The sequence below is a fragment of the Citrobacter sp. KTE30 genome, assembly GCF_000398825.1.
Classification (GTDB): domain Bacteria; phylum Pseudomonadota; class Gammaproteobacteria; order Enterobacterales; family Enterobacteriaceae; genus Citrobacter; species Citrobacter freundii.
On sequence record NZ_KB976056.1, the window covers coordinates 301,001 to 317,894 of the forward strand.

The following is a 16,894-nucleotide window of genomic DNA, read 5'->3' on the forward strand; positions in this document are numbered from 1 at the left end:
CCATGCTTCGCCAACACATGTTTTCTCGTTTTGTTTGTAGTATAAAAAATAATCCATTCGATTTTATATACGTCTTATTTTATGCTGGGATCCTGGCAACTCTTGCGATGGTCCTGGTCAATCCAGATGAAGCGCTGAAGGTATTTATTTTCTCCACGGCTCTGTCTCTGCCGCTTATAGGAAAAAATATAAAGCATGTGTGCAGTAACAAACAAAATCTGGTTTTGCCTGTTATGTTGCTGCTCTTTGGTTTACTCCAGATTATTTGGGTAGAAGTATTTAAACAATCTGGGTCAGCCTTTACCGGTGCCTATCGTTCATACCAGAACGGTGGCAAAGTGATGATTTTTGCCGCACTGGTTATGACAGCTCTGACCACGCGAGAGCCGTGTGCCAACAAAACACGCATTACCAGTCTCTGGACGATTCTTACCGCAATAGGCTTGTATCTTTTCGCAGGCTACGAGGCTGCCGGAGCACCAGATATTATGACCTACCGTGTTGCGCTGGGCTTTGAACATCCAACCGGAGCGGCTTACGGCCTGACATTTATCGCTTTGTTAGCATCACAGGCCATCCTTAATCTGCGACTAAAACACACTGTTTCACTCTATCTTTTGCATTTTTTGCTCTCCCTTGCCGTCATGGTTACGACACAGACCCGAGCGGCCATTCTGATCTATCCAATCCTGAGTATTGGGTTGTTTTTCATCCACTACCGACATAATCGCAGAATGTTATTAAGAGCATTGCTTGCCTTCGTAATACTCGGCGGTTTGGCAACTATTCCGTTAAAATCGGTTATTGAGGTGCGTTACCAGAATCTGATGGCCGACTTGCATTCTTACAGCCAGAATAACAGTAATACATCAATTGGTGCGCGATTTGCGATGCAACAGGTCGGTATTGAAGCAGGAAACGCACACCTCTGGGGACAATCGCTTGAACAACGAGATGCAGAAATCAAAGCGTTCGCATTACAAAATGTCACAATGCAAGGGGCTCTCGCCTATGTGGACGTCCACCTGCATAACGAAGTCATTGATACCTTCTCGCTGAAAGGCATCCCTGGTGTTGTTGTGCTACTCTTGCTCTATACTGCCATGTTTTTAATAGCTTACTGGCAACGTAGTCCTCTGTTGTTCGTCGTCTCAGGCGCTATCGCTGTCTATGGCTTGAGTGATTTATTATTGTATGCCAAAGGTGAAGCCCTGAGCAGCGTACTGGCGTTATGTGTAGCAGCAGTACTGAGCTCGAATCCAACAAGAGAACGATGCCATGGTTAACGCTTCCGGTTATTTACTGAGCATTATTATACCTACATACAACAACGCTGAACTCATCACAGCGACGTTGGCGTCTATACATCAGAGCATCACTGATGATGTAGAGGTAATAATTGTTAATGATGGCTCTACGGATTTAACCGAAGAGCGTATAAATGCGTTTTACCGCGAAAAAGATTGCCATAATGTTAAATATATAAGCCAAAAAAATCAGGGCGTTGCAATCACTCGTAACGTTGGGCTTGCCCATGCGACAGGGAAATATATTGGCTTTGTAGACAGTGATGATATTGTCTGCCAGAATTATTTTACAATTCTCCTGCCTAAGTTAAGAGACGAAAAATATGACATTATCGAATTTAACTTAACTCGAGATATAAACAATTTGTATAAGAACGCGCCGGAAATGGAAAACAATATTGCCCAGCGCGAAATAACATTATCAGATGACAATTACGCCCCTCTGTTACCAACATTCAAGGCAGGGCAATGGCATCTGATGACAAAAATCTTTCACCGCAATATCATTGGTAGCGATAAGTTCGAGGAACATCATCGCTACGAAGACGTGATTTTTTGCCCATTCCAGTATTTTAAATGTCATAAGATTCTAAAAATCGAGAATAAGCTATATTACTACCGAGTAAATGATAAAAGCATTACCGAGAACATTATTGATAGTGACGCTGACAGCATCTTCTTTGCTATGCGAAAAATGTATAGATATATTAATGAAAATAGATCTAAGCGTACTGTTGCGACATTTATGATTATCAATTGCTTTCTCGAAGGACGTAAAATTTTACGCAAGAAAAAAGGCTATTATCGTTATAGCGAAAGTATGCTAAATGACATTCAGAATGCACTTGCATGCTGCGATACGAAAATCGTTAAGAAGAAAATAATTCTGAAGATGAAATATCCCCATATCGATCGTTCTATTTCTGAAACAAGATATAAGATACTATCTGCTTGTAAAAGCTTATTCTTGCGAAAGGGATTTTAACATGTTTGAAAAAGTTGACCGGGTTCTTATTTGCAAGCTCAAGTTTTATGGAGATGTTCTGTTAACAACGCCAGTCATTGCCAGCATTCGGGCTCGTTATCCACATGCTAAGATCGATCTGCTCCTCTATAAAGATACCAAAGCAATCTTAGCCGCCCACAAAGACATCAATACATTTTATCTCATTGAGAAAAAACAGGGCCTGCTGGCAACAGCAAAGAATTATCTCTCAGTACGTCAACAACTGAAGAAAAATCACTATGACCTGATTGTTAACCTCACTGAACAATGGCCAATTGGTGCGCTTATCGCCTCTTTACGCCGCCCTTCAATTGCCTTCCAGCGCGAAAAAGATCAGTGGAATCGACTTTTTACGCGAGTAACACCGTCCATTGGGACACATATTGTTGAACAAAACCTTTCGATTCTAAAAGGCATTGGCTTTAGCGAAGCAGAACTAAAGAAAGAGATGTCGCTGAGTTATCGTCAAGATGATTATCAACATCTGGTATCCCTGTTACCCACGTTGCCTACGCAGAAATATGTCGTTATTCAACCCACTGCCAGACAAGAGTTTAAATGCTGGGATGATGAGAAGTTCGCGCATGTTATAGACCACCTGCATCAACGAGGTCTGCACGTCTATCTTACCTGTGGGCCAGCGCTAAGTGAGCAGCAGCAGGTTCAGCGCATTGCTGAACTGTGTCAATCTTCCCCTGACCTGACGCTGGCAGGTAAAACCACCTTTTTGCAGTTAGCTGCATTGATCGATCATGCAGTTCTGTACATTGGTGTCGATTCCGCACCTATGCATATGGCTGCAGCGCTAAGGACACCGCAGGTTTGCCTGTTTGGCGCCACCAATTATCAACAGTGGAAGCCATGGTCGGATAAAGCCTTATTGATTTGGGCTGGCGATTATCATCCGATGCCTTCTCGGGATGAACTCGACAGATCAAAAAAATATCTCACATGGATACCGGAGCAAGCCGTGATTGACGCTATCGATACGGTACTTCATGATAGTGACAATATAAAAGGTAATGAGAAAGCATAAATGGACAGCAAAAAAAACGTTATTAACATTGCTTACTGTACAGATGCCAATTATCTGGAATATGTAGCAGTGTCCATTATGTCTGTAATAATGAACAACCCGGGGCAAAACCTATCATTTTTCGTTTTTGTCTATGACGTTACTGACGAAGAAATCAAGAAACTGCGTTCAACCACTGATAAAATTCAGATTATAAATATTGATAAAAAAGAGATTGAAAAGTATAACAATGACTTTGCAATTAAACACCTGAACCGTTCAATTTATATGAGGTTGACCGTACCGCGTCTGCTTAAAGGTAAAGTAGAGCATTTTATCTATTTAGATGCTGATACTCTATGCTTCGATAAAATCGATGACATTAATAGCATTGATATTAGCGAAGTAATTTGTGCTGCCAGTCATGATTCGTTAAATAACAACGATAATAAAAATGCCAAACGATTAAAACTTAGCACTCCTTCTTATTTTAACTCCGGATTCCTATATATTAACATAATAAACTGGCTTAAAAATGATATTGAAACAAAAGCCAATCAGATTTTATTTGATCGAGGGGAAAGTCTTCCCTACCCCGACCAAGATGCTTTGAACATAGCAATGGACGGCAACGTCAAATTCATCGATCATCGATGGAACTTTTTGTTCAACTGGTTCACCGACCAACAAAAAGAGACTTTCTTCTACCAAAAGGATATTCTGCCGAGAATTATCCACTTTACCGGTGGAAGAAAGCCCTGGTATAAAGAACATACTGGGCTTTCACAGCAACTTTATCTTTTCTACCATCATTTCACACCATGGCGAAACACAGAAATGCGTTCTTATGCTCCACGCATGAGACCTACTGATTATCGGGTCTATTCACGCCAGGAAGCTAAAAAAGGGAATTATTGCGCCTCGATCAAATGGTACTTGAAATACCTTAAGACTAAATTACGTTAATAAAAAACTCCCTTACGGGAGTTTTTTTACTTACTTTTTAATTTTTCCCGTAAATAACCAATATAGCTTATTACCGAGGCGAAATACTTCCCTTGTAATCTTTCATGCCTTGATTTCTTTTTATACTGTTTTGGCGTTCTGGCTGGTAGCAATGGAACATCCGCCCAAGGTGAAGCCTTCCAGGCCTCAACAAAGTACTGTGCCGAAGGATAGTTTGCCCAAGAGTTCCACGGCTTAGTCACGCCAACATAGTGAATTAGAATAGTATCAGATGTAATATATTCTTTATATTTCGCAAGATCTCTGCTTTTTAATTCTTGCTTAATTCCATAGATAGCATTGAACCTTCGCTCCAGAAAAATTACTTTTTTAAAGAAAAGAATATTCAAGACATCCTGATCCGGGAATGAAAGTTTATTATTTTTGTCTAATAAGATATCAAAAGCTGCATTGATAAAATTCTGCTCTTTCCACTTTTTTAGGTTTGCAAATATGACACCTGAATTGAAATAATCTTTATTTATCTCAATATCTCTGGCAGGGCTATCATCCACATCGGTAATTACCGCTGCAACATATTCTCCAAGATCAATCTGCGTGAGTTCAAAAAGTGAACCTTTACACATTACATCCGCATCAATGTATAAAAGTGAATCAATTTTCTCATCAAGATATTCAAAGGCAATAAACCTGAAGTACATTGCGTGTGACCAGGCGTGACCACTTGGCAAAACTTTTAACCCATTAGCATCCATAACATAAATTGAGATGTTTGTGGAAAATTGCTCTGCTAATTTAGCTATCCGCTGCTGGTAATCAGCATCAATGTAGTCAGTAAAAAGATGAAAATGGATATTTAAATCTTTATTATTCAATAGTACCGATGTCATCGAAATTGCAGCACCAAACATAAAATTCCTGTCAACACCCCAGGCGATGTTAAGTTGTATTTTCTGTTCGGTCGGCGCTTGATTAAACTCAAGTATCTTTTTTATAGACTGATGACAATCAAAGTTCATTCGCTACACCTATTTAATCGATTATCAATAAGTTACTGTTTCTATATTCAATATGCTTTTGAATTGTGTAACTTATTTTTTATATACATTACATGACTAAGTACCGAGCGAATATATTTACGCTGCACTCTTTCATGCCGTGACTTACGTTTATACAACTTTGCCGTATTTGCATTTAACAAGGCTTGTTCCGCCCATGCGGATTTTTTATATGCTTCGATGAAGTATTTAGCTACCGGATATTTAGCCCATGTATGCCATGGTTTAGTGACACCGACGTAATGTATTAAAACAGTATCCTCAGTAATATAATCCTGGTATATTTTATCGTTTTTATTTTTTAGTTCCTGATCTACACCATAAATGCAGTTAAAATCTCGTCTCAGGAAAATCACATTACCAACGAACAATATATTTAGGACATCCTGGTCAAAATACAAAAGTTCCTTTTGGCGTTTATCTAAGATAGAAAAAGCCTTCGTCAATAACTGCTGCTCACGCCAAACTTCCAGATTCGCAAACACCACTCCGGAGTTAAAGTACCCATTACTCAGTTCAGGAATACCGAGCCTATTGCCGGACTTAGTACGTACTTCATCAATATCATTGATAACAGCGGCATATTCTCCACAGAAATTAATCTCGGTAAGCTCGCGAAGAGAGCCTTTGCAAATAACATCTGCATCAAGATACAGTACGGAGCTTAACTCTGTGCTTAAATATTCAAATGCGAAATAACGATAGTACATTGCATAAGTCCATGCTTTTGTACTCGGCAGTGCACGAAACGCCGCGTTATCGAACACAAGAACCGTCACAGTCGTACTATACATTTGGGTCAGGCGTTTTACACTCTTCAGATAATCGTCATCTATATAGTCTGTTACTATATAAAAGTGAATATCAATATCAGGGTTATTCACTAATACTGAGGTCATTGAAATACCAGAGCCAAATAAAAAATTACGGTCGACACCATACGCAACACTTAATTTTTTACTCTTCTCATGCGTAGAGCTGTCTATGACGTGTTTTTGGATAACTAGCTTTTGGAAATCAATGTTCATAGTAAAATGGCCTCAAACTTTATCTGTGATTTATAGCGCTTTTCTTATTGTTCTTTGTCTTATTTTTTGCGCTTTTGTGACAGCCTGTTCAAACAACCTGACTTCCTGACGAAAGATTTCACGTAGTGGCTTCGAAAAATAGACACGTAAAAAACGGTAGATATCTCTGGACGTCAACCCGATCTCAAGTGAAGAGAAATAGAGTCCAATCAGATCCTTATCCCGCCAGCGGCGTGGCACATGCTGGCGTATTTGTGCACGATGCAAATCAATTACGGAAAGTTTGATATTCGCAACGTCTTCCGGCATCGGCTGCTGGAGCAGGAAATGGCATATATAGCAATCCCGGTGATTTACCCCGCCCCGATGCATTTTACCCACCATTTCTGCCACCCGGGTAATAATTGTCCGTTTTAATACAAAATCAGGGGGCTCAACTTTCCACCTTGCACAAAAATCTTCAAGGCTGATAGCAGGAGAGAGATCTTCAGTGATGATAAATGAGGTGCGCTCTAACGGATTCAGTCCTTTCTGCCCAAATGCCACGCCGGTCATGGTGTCAACATTCAGTTCTTGCAAGCGATGTATCGCCAGCCACTCACGGTCTGCGCCAAGTACAGGCATACGTAAAGATATAAGATTCTTCACCACTTCTTTAAGCGTGGTTCCATGATGATATTTAAGAAAATAACCCTTACCCATCATCTCAAAACGTAGGGTACGTCGTGTTTCCAGGGCGCGAAAAACCTCACCGTCCAGCTTAGCGACTTCAGTAAACGGGTCTTTTCCTTGCCACTGCGTGGCAAATGGTTCTTTTAATTCAATCATTCTTAGGACCTAAAATGATATCTGCAGCTTTATCTGCCAGGCTGTAGAGATCTTTTGTATCAGCAAAATGCCGTGCGTTCCCGGCCCAACGACTTCTCTGCTCATTATTTTGCAGCGCATCGAAAAGTGCTGTATTCAGATTTTCCTGCTCAAAAGGTTCAGGAATCACCACCCCACATTGGGCGGCGTTGATATAACCCGCATAGCCGCAAACTTCGGTAGTTAATACCGGCAGCCCGGCAACTACAGCTTCTAGCAAGACAATACCGGCGGCTTCCTGTACAGCTGGGTGAAGTAATAAATCAGCAGCAGACATCAATTCTGCTACATCGTCCCGCCCCGAGAAGAACTGCACTTGTTCTTCAACCCCCAATTGACGAGCCTGAGCGCGATAGCGATCGGCCTTATCCTGACCAACAACCATCAATCGTGTGCGGTGGCGAATGACATCAGGCAAAGAAGCCAACGCCTGTAATGTTCTTGGCACGCCTTTGCGTTTGAAATCGGAACCTACCTGTAAGAGCAAGAACTGATCGAGACCAATACCATTTTTTTCTCTAACAATCAGCCGGCTGTTTTCAGGTTGCTGGCTGTACTTTCTGTCAGGGTAGATTCCTGGAGGCAGAATACGAAAGCGCTGGCTCTCAGTTTGGTAATGATGTTTGAAGTCACCAATTTGTTTATCGGTTAACATCAAAAGCGTAGTGCCGACACCCTGCTGAAATACGGCTTTTTCAAATGCAGAGTAGTGTCGGTACCTGCGCGTCAATTTGTAGAAAAAGCCTTTCTCGCGGGCAACCTTTTCCGCATAGCAAACGTCCGCAGCGTAATACACATCCAGGCCAGGCATTTTATTAAAACCAACGACACGATCGACGGGATGTTGAGTTAAATAATTCTGAACCCACTGATAATATTGCTCGTTTTTCCCATGATTCGTTCTGGATGTAACGGGGACGAGTATAATCTCCAGCCCTTCCGGACGCTCGCCCTGCCATGACTGGGTAAATACCTGAACATGATGCCCACGAGAAGCAACCGTCAGCGCTACCCGCAAGAAATCACGCTGTAACCCACCATAGGGAAAATACTTGTACAAACAAAAAGCAATATTCATGCATTAATATCCGCATCGCGTCGCCAGGCATATCAGGTTTGAAGCATCAGAATCGTGTAATCCTTGCCTAAAGCATCCAAAGATGACTTTCTGTGCTTTCGAAACGTTTCTGCCCGCTAGCTACCTGAAATTGCGCAGTAGTATATCATTTATTATCAAGCATTCCGAAATGAATATTTTTTAAACAAAAAACAAAATAAACTATTAAAAACATACAGATAAATAAGACACCAGTTCATCAGGAAACGCACACCGCACAAGAGGTTAAGACATATAAATGCGGCCATGTGAATTTTTGAAATAGCCATCAGCGAAATCAGTTCCCCACCAATTCCATCGTTTTGATACAACCTGGATAAAAATGATGGTAAAGCCATAGTTAAATACATAGAATCCCCAGCACATTCATAAGTCAGCTACCATTATGCTCGAATTGCTTTACACCGCCCTTTTCTACCTTATTCAGCCTTTGATCTGGATACGGCTTTGGGTGCGCGGACGTAAGGCTCCGGCCTACCGTAAACGCTGGGGCGAACGCTACGGCTTTTATCGCCGCCCGCTAAAACCCGGCGGGATCATGCTTCATTCGGTTTCTGTGGGCGAAACGCTGGCTGCAATCCCATTAGTTCGCGCTCTGCGTCACCGTTATCCCGACTTGCCGATCACGGTCACCACCATGACGCCAACCGGTTCCGAGCGCGTACAATCTGCTTTTGGCACTGACGTTCAGCATATTTATCTGCCTTACGATTTACCGGATGCCCTGAACCGTTTTCTGAATAAAGTTGACCCCAAACTGGTGTTAATTATGGAAACCGAGCTGTGGCCAAATCTGATCGCGGCACTCCATAAGCGTCACATTCCTCTGGTCATTGCCAACGCACGTCTTTCTGCTCGTTCAGCCGCTGGCTATGCGAAATTAGGTAAATTTATTGGCAGACTACTGCGTCGAATTACGTTAATTGCCGCACAAAACGAAGAAGATGGCGCACGTTTTATTACGCTTGGCGCCAGAAGCAATCAGGTCACCGTTACTGGCAGCCTGAAGTTTGATATATCCGTCACGCCACAACTGGCTGCAAAAGCGGTGACATTACGTCGTCAATGGGCTCCTCACCGCCCGGTATGGATTGCAACCAGCACCCACGACGGCGAAGAAAGCATCATCATTGCCGCCCATCAGGCGTTATTAAATCAGTTCCCGAATCTTTTACTAATTCTGGTTCCCAGACATCCTGAACGGTTCCCGGATGCAATTCACCTCGTACGCCAGGCTGGGCTAAGCTATACCACTCGTTCTTCGGGTGAAGTTCCGTCCTCAGGCACTCAGGTTGTGATCGGCGATACCATGGGTGAGCTGATGTTGCTGTATGGCATTGCCGACCTTGCTTTTGTCGGCGGTTCACTGGTTGAACGTGGTGGGCACAATCCACTGGAAGCCGCGGCACATGCTATTCCAGTGCTGATGGGACCACATACGTTTAATTTTAAAGATATTTGCGCCCGCCTCGAACAGGCAAGCGGATTGATCACCGTCACCGACGCACCTACGCTGGTAAAAGAAGTATCTTCTTTACTGACCGATGCAGATTATCGTAATTTTTATGGCCGTCACGCAGTTGAAGTTCTGTATCAAAATCAGGGCGCGTTACAGCGTCTGCTGCAGCTGCTGGAACCTTATCTGCCACCCAAAACGCATTGAGGCAAGCCATGCAAAAACGGGCGATTTATCCAGGAACCTTTGATCCCATAACTAACGGCCATCTTGATATCGTGACGCGTGCGACCAGCATGTTCGATCACGTGATCCTGGCGATTGCCGCAAGTCCCAGTAAAAAACCGATGTTTACCCTTGAAGAGCGCGTCGAGCTGGCGCAACAGGCAACGGCGCATCTCGGCAATGTGGAAGTTCTGGGATTCAGCGACTTAATGGCAAATTTTGCCCGTGATAATCAGGCTAACATTCTGATCCGAGGCCTACGCGCGGTAGCAGATTTTGAGTATGAAATGCAGCTGGCGCACATGAACCGCCACCTAATGCCGCAACTGGAAAGCGTCTTTCTGATGCCGTCTAAAGAGTGGTCATTTATCTCATCGTCACTGGTGAAAGAAGTCGCCCGCCATCAGGGTGATGTGACGCACTTTCTGCCGGAAAACGTCCATCAGGCGTTAATGAGTAAGTTGAAGTAATGTGCCTGGCCGGATGCTGCATCCGGCCAGCAATGACACTATTTCTGACAGCGACGGCAATAGAACGTTGTACGCTGGGCGTGTTTTGTCGCAACAATCGGTGCGCCACATGCGCGGCAAGGTTCACCTTCTCTCCCATAGACCTGCAGCTCCTGGGCAAAATAGCCCGGCTTACCGTCACTTTGCAGAAAGTCCTTCAGCGTCGTCCCGCCCTGCTCGATAGAACGCAGCAAAACCGCCTTGATAACGCGTACCAGCAGTTCACACTCATCTTTCGACAGCGATGACGCCAGACGGTCAGGATGGATACCAGCCGCAAACAGCGACTCGCTGGCATAGATGTTTCCCACCCCCACCACCAGCTTGTTATCCATCAGCCAGGGTTTAATCGCCGTTTTCTTCTTTGCACATTTCTGCTGTAGATAACCGGCGTTGAAATCGTCACTCAGCGGCTCAGGGCCAAGATGGGCGAGGACATTATGTCCATCCAGCTCTTTAGTCCACAGCCAGGCACCAAAGCGACGGGGGTCGGTATAACGCAGAACTTTGCCATTACTCATCACTAAGTCAACGTGGTCGTGCTTATCTGCCGGAAGCTCTTCAGGAAGGATACGCAAACTACCCGACATCCCCAGATGAATGATTACCCAGCCATCCGGCAGCTCCAGAAGCAGGTATTTTGCGCGCCGCTGTACGCTCAGGACAGGTTTATCGCTCAGGCGATAGATTTCCTCTGATACCGGCCAACGCAAACGACCGTTACGCACAGTCGCGTGCATAATCGTTGCCCCCACCAGATGCGGCTCAATCCCACGGCGACTGGTTTCGACTTCAGGTAATTCAGGCATAGTATCTCCGGCGGTGTATCAGGTCTCATTAATATGGGGACGGCCAGAAAACAAAAAACCCCGCCGAGGCGAGGTTTTTTGCTACATCGAAACTAAAATTATTTGATTTTAGCTTCTTTGTACAGTACGTGCTGGCGTACAACTGGATCGAATTTTTTCAGTTCCAGTTTTTCCGGCTTAGTACGTTTGTTCTTCGTAGTGGTATAGAAATGACCAGTACCAGCAGAAGAAACCAGCTTGATTTTCTCACGAATACCTTTAGCCATGATTTATTTCCTCTTAGTACTTAGTACTTTTCGCCACGGGCACGCAGTTCAGACAGAACTGTTTCGATGCCTTTCTTATCAATTACACGCATACCTTTAGCAGATACACGCAGGGTGACAAAACGCTTCTCGCTCTCAACCCAAAAACGGTGAGAGTGCAGGTTCGGCAGGAAACGGCGTTTAGTCGCGTTCAGTGCGTGGGAACGGTTGTTACCGGTCACCGGACGCTTGCCAGTAACTTGGCAGACTCGGGACATGTCTATTCTCCAAAAATCAAATTAGCTCGAGCTTCGTATGGGGTATCGGCGCCTCGTCAGGCTTTACAGCCCGGTCATCGCATAGTTCTAAGTGAACTCTCGATTGCCAGGCCCAAATGCCAAACCCGAGATTCTCAAAGGTGGCGTAGTATACGCTGACCCGGCGTTATGCTCAAGTCCCGAACAGACAAAGATCCCGATGGATCGCGTAAAGTGCGTTAAATCCAACCGCGTTCCGCAAAAGAAACGTACTCTCCGCGCCCAATGACCAGATGATCAAGCACCCGGATATCCATGAACTGACAGCATTTCACAACACGCTCGGTGATGAGTTTATCTGCTTTACTCGGCTCTGCACACCCCGAAGGGTGATTATGCGCAAGGATCACGGCGGAAGCATTCATTTTTATCGCTTCGCGGACAATTTCTCGCGGATGTACCTCGACGTGGCTTAGTGTCCCGGAAAAAAGTTTGCTGTGTTTAATCACTTGATGTTGAGAATCCATAAAGATCACCAGAAAGATCTCGCGTTCCTCTTGCGAGAGCTGGCTTTGCAGAAATTCACGCGCCATTTCCGGGCTAAGTAGAGCACGCTCCTCTATCACTCGCACGTTGTAGTAGCGTCTTGCCAGCTCCGCAATACCCTTCAACTGTGCATACTTCGCGATACCGATTCCCGGAACATAGCTAAAATCCATGTAATCAGCAGACAACAAACCATACAACGACTCAAAATGCTGAAGCATCTCTTTCGCCAGCGTAAGCACATCTTTACCCTGAATGCCGGTACGTAAAAAAAGCGCCAGTAACTCAACATCGGTCAGCGAACTGGCCCCCTGTGCCAACAGCTTTTCCCTGGGCATCATACTTCCTGTATTGTCCATACTTTTCCCTCCTTTCGCGTCCGCATAGTGGCATAACACCGACGGTGAATCGACGCGCGGTTTTCACTTCTTCGTAGTGCCTCGCAAAGTAGAAGGCGGTCAAAAGCACGACAAATTGCGGATTGTGATAAAATATCCGCCTTCTGGTGAAACCCAACAGGAAAGATCATGATGAGCCTGGCCGGTAAAAAAATCGTACTTGGCGTCAGTGGCGGGATTGCTGCGTACAAGACCCCTGAGCTGGTGCGTCGTTTACGGGAACGCGGCGCTGACGTCCGCGTGGCGATGACCGAAGCGGCAAAAGCATTTATTACTCCCCTGAGTTTACAGGCAGTTTCAGGTTATCCCGTTTCCGACAGCCTGCTTGATCCCGCAGCCGAAGCTGCGATGGGCCACATTGAGCTGGGAAAATGGGCCGATTTGGTCATCCTGGCGCCCGCTACAGCAGACCTGATTGCTCGTGTCGCCGCAGGTATGGCCAACGACCTGGTGTCAACGATTTGTCTGGCAACGCCTGCTTCTGTTGCTGTACTGCCAGCCATGAACCAGCAGATGTATCGCGCAGCCGCGACCCAGCACAATCTGGGTATTCTTGCCTCACGCGGTTTGCTCATTTGGGGCCCAGACAGCGGTAGCCAGGCATGTGGCGATGTCGGTCCTGGACGTATGCTGGATCCGTTAACGATTGTGGATATGGCGGCAGAACATTTTTCGCCTGTCAACGATCTGCAACATCTCAACATCATGATTACGGCGGGCCCGACGCGTGAACCGCTTGATCCCGTGCGTTATATTTCCAACCATAGCTCCGGGAAGATGGGATTTGCTATCGCGGCCGCTGCAGCAAAGCGCGGGGCAAACGTCACACTGGTATCGGGTCCGGTTTCGTTATCCACACCACCATTTGTTCAGCGGGTTGATGTGATGACCGCGTTGGAAATGGAAGCCGCTGTGCAGTCTGCAGTGCAACAACAGCATATTTTTATCGGCTGCGCTGCAGTCGCTGATTATCGCGCTGAAACTGTCGCCCACGAAAAAATAAAAAAACAAGCGACGCAGGGTGATGAATTAACAGTAAAAATGGTCAAAAACCCGGACATTATCGCCGGTGTTGCCGCACTGGATGCTAACCGTCCTTTTGTCGTTGGGTTTGCCGCCGAAACAAATAATGTGGAAGAATATGCCCGGCAAAAACGCATCCGCAAAAACCTTGATGTGATCTGTGCGAACGACGTTTCGCTGTCAACTCAAGGGTTTAACAGCGATAGCAACGCATTACATCTTTTTTGGCAGGATGGAGACAAAGTCTTACCGCTTGAGCGTAAAGAACTCCTGGGCCAATTATTACTCGACGAGATCGTGACCCGTTATGATGAAAAAAATCGACGTTAAGATTCTGGACCCGCGCGTTGGGCAACAATTTCCGCTCCCGACGTACGCCACTTCTGGTTCTGCCGGACTTGACCTGCGTGCTTGTCTTGATGACGCCGTAGAACTGGCACCGGGCGCAACAACGCTGGTGCCAACCGGGTTAGCTATCCACATTGCCGATCCTTCTCTGGCAGCGGTGATGCTCCCGCGCTCCGGATTGGGCCATAAGCACGGTATCGTGCTGGGCAATCTGGTTGGTTTGATTGATTCCGACTACCAGGGCCAACTGATGGTGTCCATCTGGAACCGTGGTCAGGACAGCTTCACTATTGAGCCGGGCGAACGTATCGCGCAGATGGTATTTGTACCGGTCGTGCAGGCTGAATTTAATCTGGTGGAAGAGTTTGAAGCCACCGATCGTGGCGAAGGTGGCTTCGGCCATTCCGGGCGCAAGTAACCCGCAGAAAAGTATCCCATAGCGTAATAACGCAATAACACACCGCAAACAACAGTTTGCGGTCGCTGTGTGGATGCCTGCCTGGCAAGAGCTTATTTTCAGGGGTATTTTGTAACATGGTAGAAAAGCAAACTGCGAAAAGGAATCGTCGCGAAGAAATACTTCAGTCTCTGGCACTGATGCTTGAGTCCAGCGATGGTAGCCAACGCATCACCACAGCAAAGCTGGCAGCCTCAGTTGGCGTATCCGAAGCGGCATTGTATCGCCATTTCCCCAGCAAGACCCGTATGTTCGATAGCCTGATTGAGTTTATCGAAGATAGTCTGATTACGCGTATCAATCTGATTTTGAAAGATGAAAAGGACACCAGCGCGCGTCTGCGTCTGATCGTTCTGCTGATTTTAGGGTTTGGTGAGCGTAATCCGGGCCTGACGCGAATTCTGACCGGACACGCGTTGATGTTCGAGCAAGACCGTCTGCAAGGTCGCATTAACCAACTTTTTGAGCGCATTGAAGCGCAGTTGCGCCAGGTTCTGCGAGAAAAAAGAATGCGTGAAGGTGAAGGCTACACCGTGGATGAAACGCTGCTGGCCAGCCAGTTACTGGCTTTCTGCGAAGGTATGCTATCCCGATTTGTACGTAGCGAATTTAAATACCGCCCAACGGATGATTTTGACACCCGCTGGCCGTTGGTTGCCGCTCAATTGCAGTAGCGGTTTCGTCTTGTCCGGCCTACGTAAAACGTAGGCCCGGTAAGTGCGTAGGCCGGATCAGCGCAGCGCTATCCGGCAGTCCTTATACACCGTATGCTTCGCGATAGGCTCGTACTGCCGCCAGGTGCTCCGCCATATCCGGTTTCTCTTCCAGATACGCAATCAGGTCTTTCAGGGTGATAATAGAGATCACTTTGCAACCGTAATCACGTTCCACTTCCTGAATAGCGGAAATCTCGCCGCGACCGCGTTCCTGACGATCGAGAGAAATCAGTACCCCCGCCAGAGTGGCGCCATTCGCCTGGATAATTTCCATCGACTCACGAATCGCCGTACCTGCGGTGATAACATCATCCACCAGCATCACGCGCCCCTCAAGTGCACTACCGACCAGATTGCCACCTTCACCGTGGGTCTTTGCCTCTTTACGGTTAAAGCAGTACGGCAAATCTTTATCGTGGTGTTCAGCCAGCGCAACGGCCGTTGTAGTCGCAATCGGAATACCTTTGTACGCTGGGCCAAACAGCAAATCGAACTCAATACCGGAATCCACCAGCGCTTCGGCGTAAAAACGGCCTAACAGAGCCAGGTCGCGCCCGGTATTAAACAGTCCGGCGTTGAAGAAATAGGGGCTTTTACGCCCGGATTTCAGCGTAAACTCGCCAAACTTTAGTACCTGCTTGCTAAGCGCAAACTCAATAAACTGGCGCTGATACGGTTTCATGGATTCGCTCCTCATCTCACTTTATTACAGACAAAAAAAAGGCGACTCATCAGTCGCCTTTAAAATCAATTTTCTAACGCCGCCTTCTGCGTCGCTACAATGGATTCGATTCCCCCTCGGGCCAACGCCAGTAGGGTGAGAAGTTCTTCATGGCTGAATGGCTCACCTTCCGCCGTGCCCTGAACCTCTATAATGCGACCGTCTTCAGTCATCACTACGTTCATATCGGTTTCTGCAGCAGAGTCTTCAACGTACTCGAGGTCGCAGAGCGCTTCACCGTTAACAATGCCCACGGAAACCGCGGCGACCATCCCTTTCATCGGGTTAGTTTTCAGTTTACCGCTCGCGACCAGCTTGTTAAGCGCATCCGCCAACGCAACGCATGCACCGGTAATTGATGCGGTGCGCGTACCGCCATCTGCCTGGATAACATCGCAGTCCAGCGTAATGGTGAACTCACCGAGCGTCTTCAGGTCAACGGCAGCGCGCAACGCGCGAGCGATCAGACGCTGGATTTCCATGGTACGACCGCCCTGCTTACCTTTCGCCGCTTCACGGGCGTTACGGGTGTGTGTGGCGCGTGGCAGCATGCCGTATTCTGCGGTGATCCAACCCTGGCCCTGACCTTTCAGAAAACGCGGTACGCCTTCATCAATAGAAGCGGTACATAGCACTTTGGTATCACCAAATTCGACCAGCACGGAGCCTTCAGCGTGTTTTGTATAATTACGGGTCAGGGTGACGGGACGCACCTGATTGGCACTACGACCTGCTGGACGCATGATAAAATCTCCGGCTTGAAACGAATGTGGCTGCGCATTATACGGACTTCCGACTGTTATTCCTATCCTGACAAGAC

Annotated in this window: 19 protein-coding genes; 9 read left to right on the forward strand and 10 right to left on the reverse strand. The window is 46.3% G+C overall.

Annotated elements, in window-relative coordinates:
* Positions 1-2: 2 nt before the first annotated feature.
* Genes WC1_RS01980 through WC1_RS01965 form a run of 4 tightly spaced genes read left to right on the forward strand, consistent with a single transcriptional unit; the run spans position 3 to position 4,294 of the window.
* Positions 3-1,286 carry an O-antigen ligase family protein gene (locus tag WC1_RS01980; RefSeq protein ID WP_016151168.1) on the forward strand — a complete coding sequence of 428 codons (1,284 nt, stop codon included), beginning with the start codon at positions 3-5 and terminating at the stop codon, positions 1,284-1,286.
* Positions 1,279-2,292 carry a glycosyltransferase family 2 protein gene (locus tag WC1_RS01975; RefSeq protein ID WP_016151169.1) on the forward strand — a complete coding sequence of 338 codons (1,014 nt, stop codon included), beginning with the start codon at positions 1,279-1,281 and terminating at the stop codon, positions 2,290-2,292. Before WC1_RS01980 ends, WC1_RS01975 begins: the two co-directional genes overlap by 8 nt.
* A gap of 1 nt (position 2,293) precedes the next feature.
* On the forward strand, positions 2,294-3,349 hold the full coding sequence (gene rfaQ / locus WC1_RS01970) for a lipopolysaccharide core heptosyltransferase RfaQ (protein ID WP_016151170.1): 1,056 nt from the start codon (positions 2,294-2,296) through the stop codon (positions 3,347-3,349).
* Positions 3,350-4,294: a glycosyltransferase family 8 protein gene (locus WC1_RS01965; RefSeq protein WP_016151171.1), complete on the forward strand. Its 945-nt coding sequence runs from the start codon at positions 3,350-3,352 to the stop codon at positions 4,292-4,294.
* A gap of 26 nt (positions 4,295-4,320) precedes the next feature.
* Here WC1_RS01965 and WC1_RS01960 read toward each other — a convergent pair whose 3' ends face one another.
* The 4 genes from WC1_RS01960 to WC1_RS01945 are packed head-to-tail and all read right to left on the reverse strand — an operon-like array spanning position 4,321 to position 8,325.
* On the reverse strand, positions 4,321-5,313 hold the full coding sequence (locus WC1_RS01960) for a glycosyltransferase family 8 protein (RefSeq protein ID WP_016151172.1): 993 nt from the start codon (positions 5,311-5,313) through the stop codon (positions 4,321-4,323).
* Between the two features lie 47 nt (positions 5,314-5,360).
* Positions 5,361-6,380, reverse strand: a complete 1,020-nt coding sequence (locus WC1_RS01955; RefSeq protein WP_016151173.1) for a glycosyltransferase family 8 protein — start codon at positions 6,378-6,380, stop codon at positions 5,361-5,363.
* Positions 6,381-6,410: 30 nt separating this feature from the next.
* Entirely contained in the window at positions 6,411-7,208 is a 798-nt protein-coding gene (gene rfaP / locus WC1_RS01950; protein WP_016151174.1) for a lipopolysaccharide core heptose(I) kinase RfaP, read from the reverse strand.
* Entirely contained in the window at positions 7,201-8,325 is a 1,125-nt protein-coding gene (locus WC1_RS01945; RefSeq protein WP_003837612.1) for a glycosyltransferase family 4 protein, read from the reverse strand. The genes rfaP and WC1_RS01945 overlap by 8 nt, the downstream gene beginning before the upstream one ends.
* Positions 8,326-8,749: 424 nt before the next feature.
* On the opposite strand from WC1_RS01945, the gene waaA reads away from it, so the two are divergent.
* Both waaA and coaD read left to right on the forward strand, forming a co-directional pair.
* A complete protein-coding gene (waaA, locus tag WC1_RS01940; protein ID WP_016151175.1) occupies positions 8,750-10,027 on the forward strand; it encodes a lipid IV(A) 3-deoxy-D-manno-octulosonic acid transferase in 1,278 nt (425 codons plus the stop codon).
* 8 nt (positions 10,028-10,035) lie between these two features.
* Positions 10,036-10,515 (forward strand): pantetheine-phosphate adenylyltransferase, encoded by a 480-nt coding sequence (gene coaD, locus WC1_RS01935; protein WP_003024099.1) that lies wholly within the window; start codon positions 10,036-10,038, stop codon positions 10,513-10,515.
* 38 nt (positions 10,516-10,553) lie between these two features.
* Here the strand turns inward: coaD and mutM are convergent, their stop codons facing one another.
* From mutM to radC, 4 genes are all read right to left on the reverse strand, one after another.
* A complete protein-coding gene (mutM, locus tag WC1_RS01930) occupies positions 10,554-11,363 on the reverse strand; it encodes a bifunctional DNA-formamidopyrimidine glycosylase/DNA-(apurinic or apyrimidinic site) lyase (RefSeq protein WP_003844529.1) in 810 nt (269 codons plus the stop codon).
* A 98-nt stretch (positions 11,364-11,461) separates the two neighbouring features.
* Positions 11,462-11,629, reverse strand: coding sequence for a 50S ribosomal protein L33 (gene rpmG / locus WC1_RS01925; RefSeq protein WP_003024094.1), 168 nt, complete (start codon positions 11,627-11,629; stop codon positions 11,462-11,464).
* Between the two features lie 20 nt (positions 11,630-11,649).
* Positions 11,650-11,886 carry a 50S ribosomal protein L28 gene (gene rpmB, locus WC1_RS01920; RefSeq protein ID WP_003024071.1) on the reverse strand — a complete coding sequence of 79 codons (237 nt, stop codon included), beginning with the start codon at positions 11,884-11,886 and terminating at the stop codon, positions 11,650-11,652.
* A 218-nt stretch (positions 11,887-12,104) separates the two neighbouring features.
* The gene (radC, locus tag WC1_RS01915) at positions 12,105-12,770 is read right to left on the reverse strand and encodes a RadC family protein (protein ID WP_003837605.1); all 666 of its coding nucleotides are present in this window, start codon (positions 12,768-12,770) and stop codon (positions 12,105-12,107) included.
* A 171-nt stretch (positions 12,771-12,941) separates the two neighbouring features.
* On the opposite strand from radC, the gene coaBC reads away from it, so the two are divergent.
* The 3 genes from coaBC to slmA all read left to right on the forward strand — a co-directional run bounded on the left by coaBC (position 12,942) and on the right by slmA (position 15,311).
* Complete coding sequence (gene coaBC / locus WC1_RS01910; RefSeq protein WP_003024066.1) at positions 12,942-14,162, forward strand: bifunctional phosphopantothenoylcysteine decarboxylase/phosphopantothenate--cysteine ligase CoaBC; 1,221 nt, start codon at positions 12,942-12,944, stop codon at positions 14,160-14,162.
* Positions 14,140-14,598, forward strand: a complete 459-nt coding sequence (gene dut / locus WC1_RS01905; protein WP_006687626.1) for a dUTP diphosphatase — start codon at positions 14,140-14,142, stop codon at positions 14,596-14,598. The genes coaBC and dut overlap by 23 nt, the downstream gene beginning before the upstream one ends.
* Positions 14,599-14,714: 116 nt before the next feature.
* Positions 14,715-15,311, forward strand: coding sequence for a nucleoid occlusion factor SlmA (gene slmA, locus WC1_RS01900; protein WP_003024060.1), 597 nt, complete (start codon positions 14,715-14,717; stop codon positions 15,309-15,311).
* An 82-nt stretch (positions 15,312-15,393) separates the two neighbouring features.
* On the opposite strand, the gene pyrE is transcribed toward slmA, so the two are convergent.
* Positions 15,394-16,035, reverse strand: coding sequence for an orotate phosphoribosyltransferase (gene pyrE / locus WC1_RS01895; RefSeq protein ID WP_003844527.1), 642 nt, complete (start codon positions 16,033-16,035; stop codon positions 15,394-15,396).
* Positions 16,036-16,100: 65 nt separating this feature from the next.
* The gene (gene rph / locus WC1_RS01890) at positions 16,101-16,817 is read right to left on the reverse strand and encodes a ribonuclease PH (protein WP_003024054.1); all 717 of its coding nucleotides are present in this window, start codon (positions 16,815-16,817) and stop codon (positions 16,101-16,103) included.
* Positions 16,818-16,894 lie beyond the last annotated feature (77 nt).

Bases quoted from the DNA above. Each gene is read 5' to 3' on its own strand.
- waaA (WP_016151175.1), top strand. From the start codon at position 8,750: ATGCTCGAATTGCTTTACACCGCCCTTTTCTACCTTATTCAGCCTTTG.
- WC1_RS01945 (WP_003837612.1), bottom strand. From the start codon at position 8,325: ATGAATATTGCTTTTTGTTTGTACAAGTATTTTCCCTATGGTGGGTTA.
- rfaQ (WP_016151170.1), top strand. From the start codon at position 2,294: ATGTTTGAAAAAGTTGACCGGGTTCTTATTTGCAAGCTCAAGTTTTAT.
- pyrE (WP_003844527.1), bottom strand. From the start codon at position 16,035: ATGAAACCGTATCAGCGCCAGTTTATTGAGTTTGCGCTTAGCAAGCAG.
- mutM (WP_003844529.1), bottom strand. From the start codon at position 11,363: ATGCCTGAATTACCTGAAGTCGAAACCAGTCGCCGTGGGATTGAGCCG.
- WC1_RS01960 (WP_016151172.1), bottom strand. From the start codon at position 5,313: ATGAACTTTGATTGTCATCAGTCTATAAAAAAGATACTTGAGTTTAAT.
- coaD (WP_003024099.1), top strand. From the start codon at position 10,036: ATGCAAAAACGGGCGATTTATCCAGGAACCTTTGATCCCATAACTAAC.
- WC1_RS01965 (WP_016151171.1), top strand. From the start codon at position 3,350: ATGGACAGCAAAAAAAACGTTATTAACATTGCTTACTGTACAGATGCC.
- coaBC (WP_003024066.1), top strand. From the start codon at position 12,942: ATGAGCCTGGCCGGTAAAAAAATCGTACTTGGCGTCAGTGGCGGGATT.
- WC1_RS01955 (WP_016151173.1), bottom strand. From the start codon at position 6,380: ATGAACATTGATTTCCAAAAGCTAGTTATCCAAAAACACGTCATAGAC.
- WC1_RS01980 (WP_016151168.1), top strand. From the start codon at position 3: ATGCTTCGCCAACACATGTTTTCTCGTTTTGTTTGTAGTATAAAAAAT.
- dut (WP_006687626.1), top strand. From the start codon at position 14,140: ATGATGAAAAAAATCGACGTTAAGATTCTGGACCCGCGCGTTGGGCAA.
- radC (WP_003837605.1), bottom strand. From the start codon at position 12,770: ATGGACAATACAGGAAGTATGATGCCCAGGGAAAAGCTGTTGGCACAG.
- slmA (WP_003024060.1), top strand. From the start codon at position 14,715: ATGGTAGAAAAGCAAACTGCGAAAAGGAATCGTCGCGAAGAAATACTT.
- rpmG (WP_003024094.1), bottom strand. From the start codon at position 11,629: ATGGCTAAAGGTATTCGTGAGAAAATCAAGCTGGTTTCTTCTGCTGGT.
- WC1_RS01975 (WP_016151169.1), top strand. From the start codon at position 1,279: ATGGTTAACGCTTCCGGTTATTTACTGAGCATTATTATACCTACATAC.
- rph (WP_003024054.1), bottom strand. From the start codon at position 16,817: ATGCGTCCAGCAGGTCGTAGTGCCAATCAGGTGCGTCCCGTCACCCTG.
- rfaP (WP_016151174.1), bottom strand. From the start codon at position 7,208: ATGATTGAATTAAAAGAACCATTTGCCACGCAGTGGCAAGGAAAAGAC.
- rpmB (WP_003024071.1), bottom strand. From the start codon at position 11,886: ATGTCCCGAGTCTGCCAAGTTACTGGCAAGCGTCCGGTGACCGGTAAC.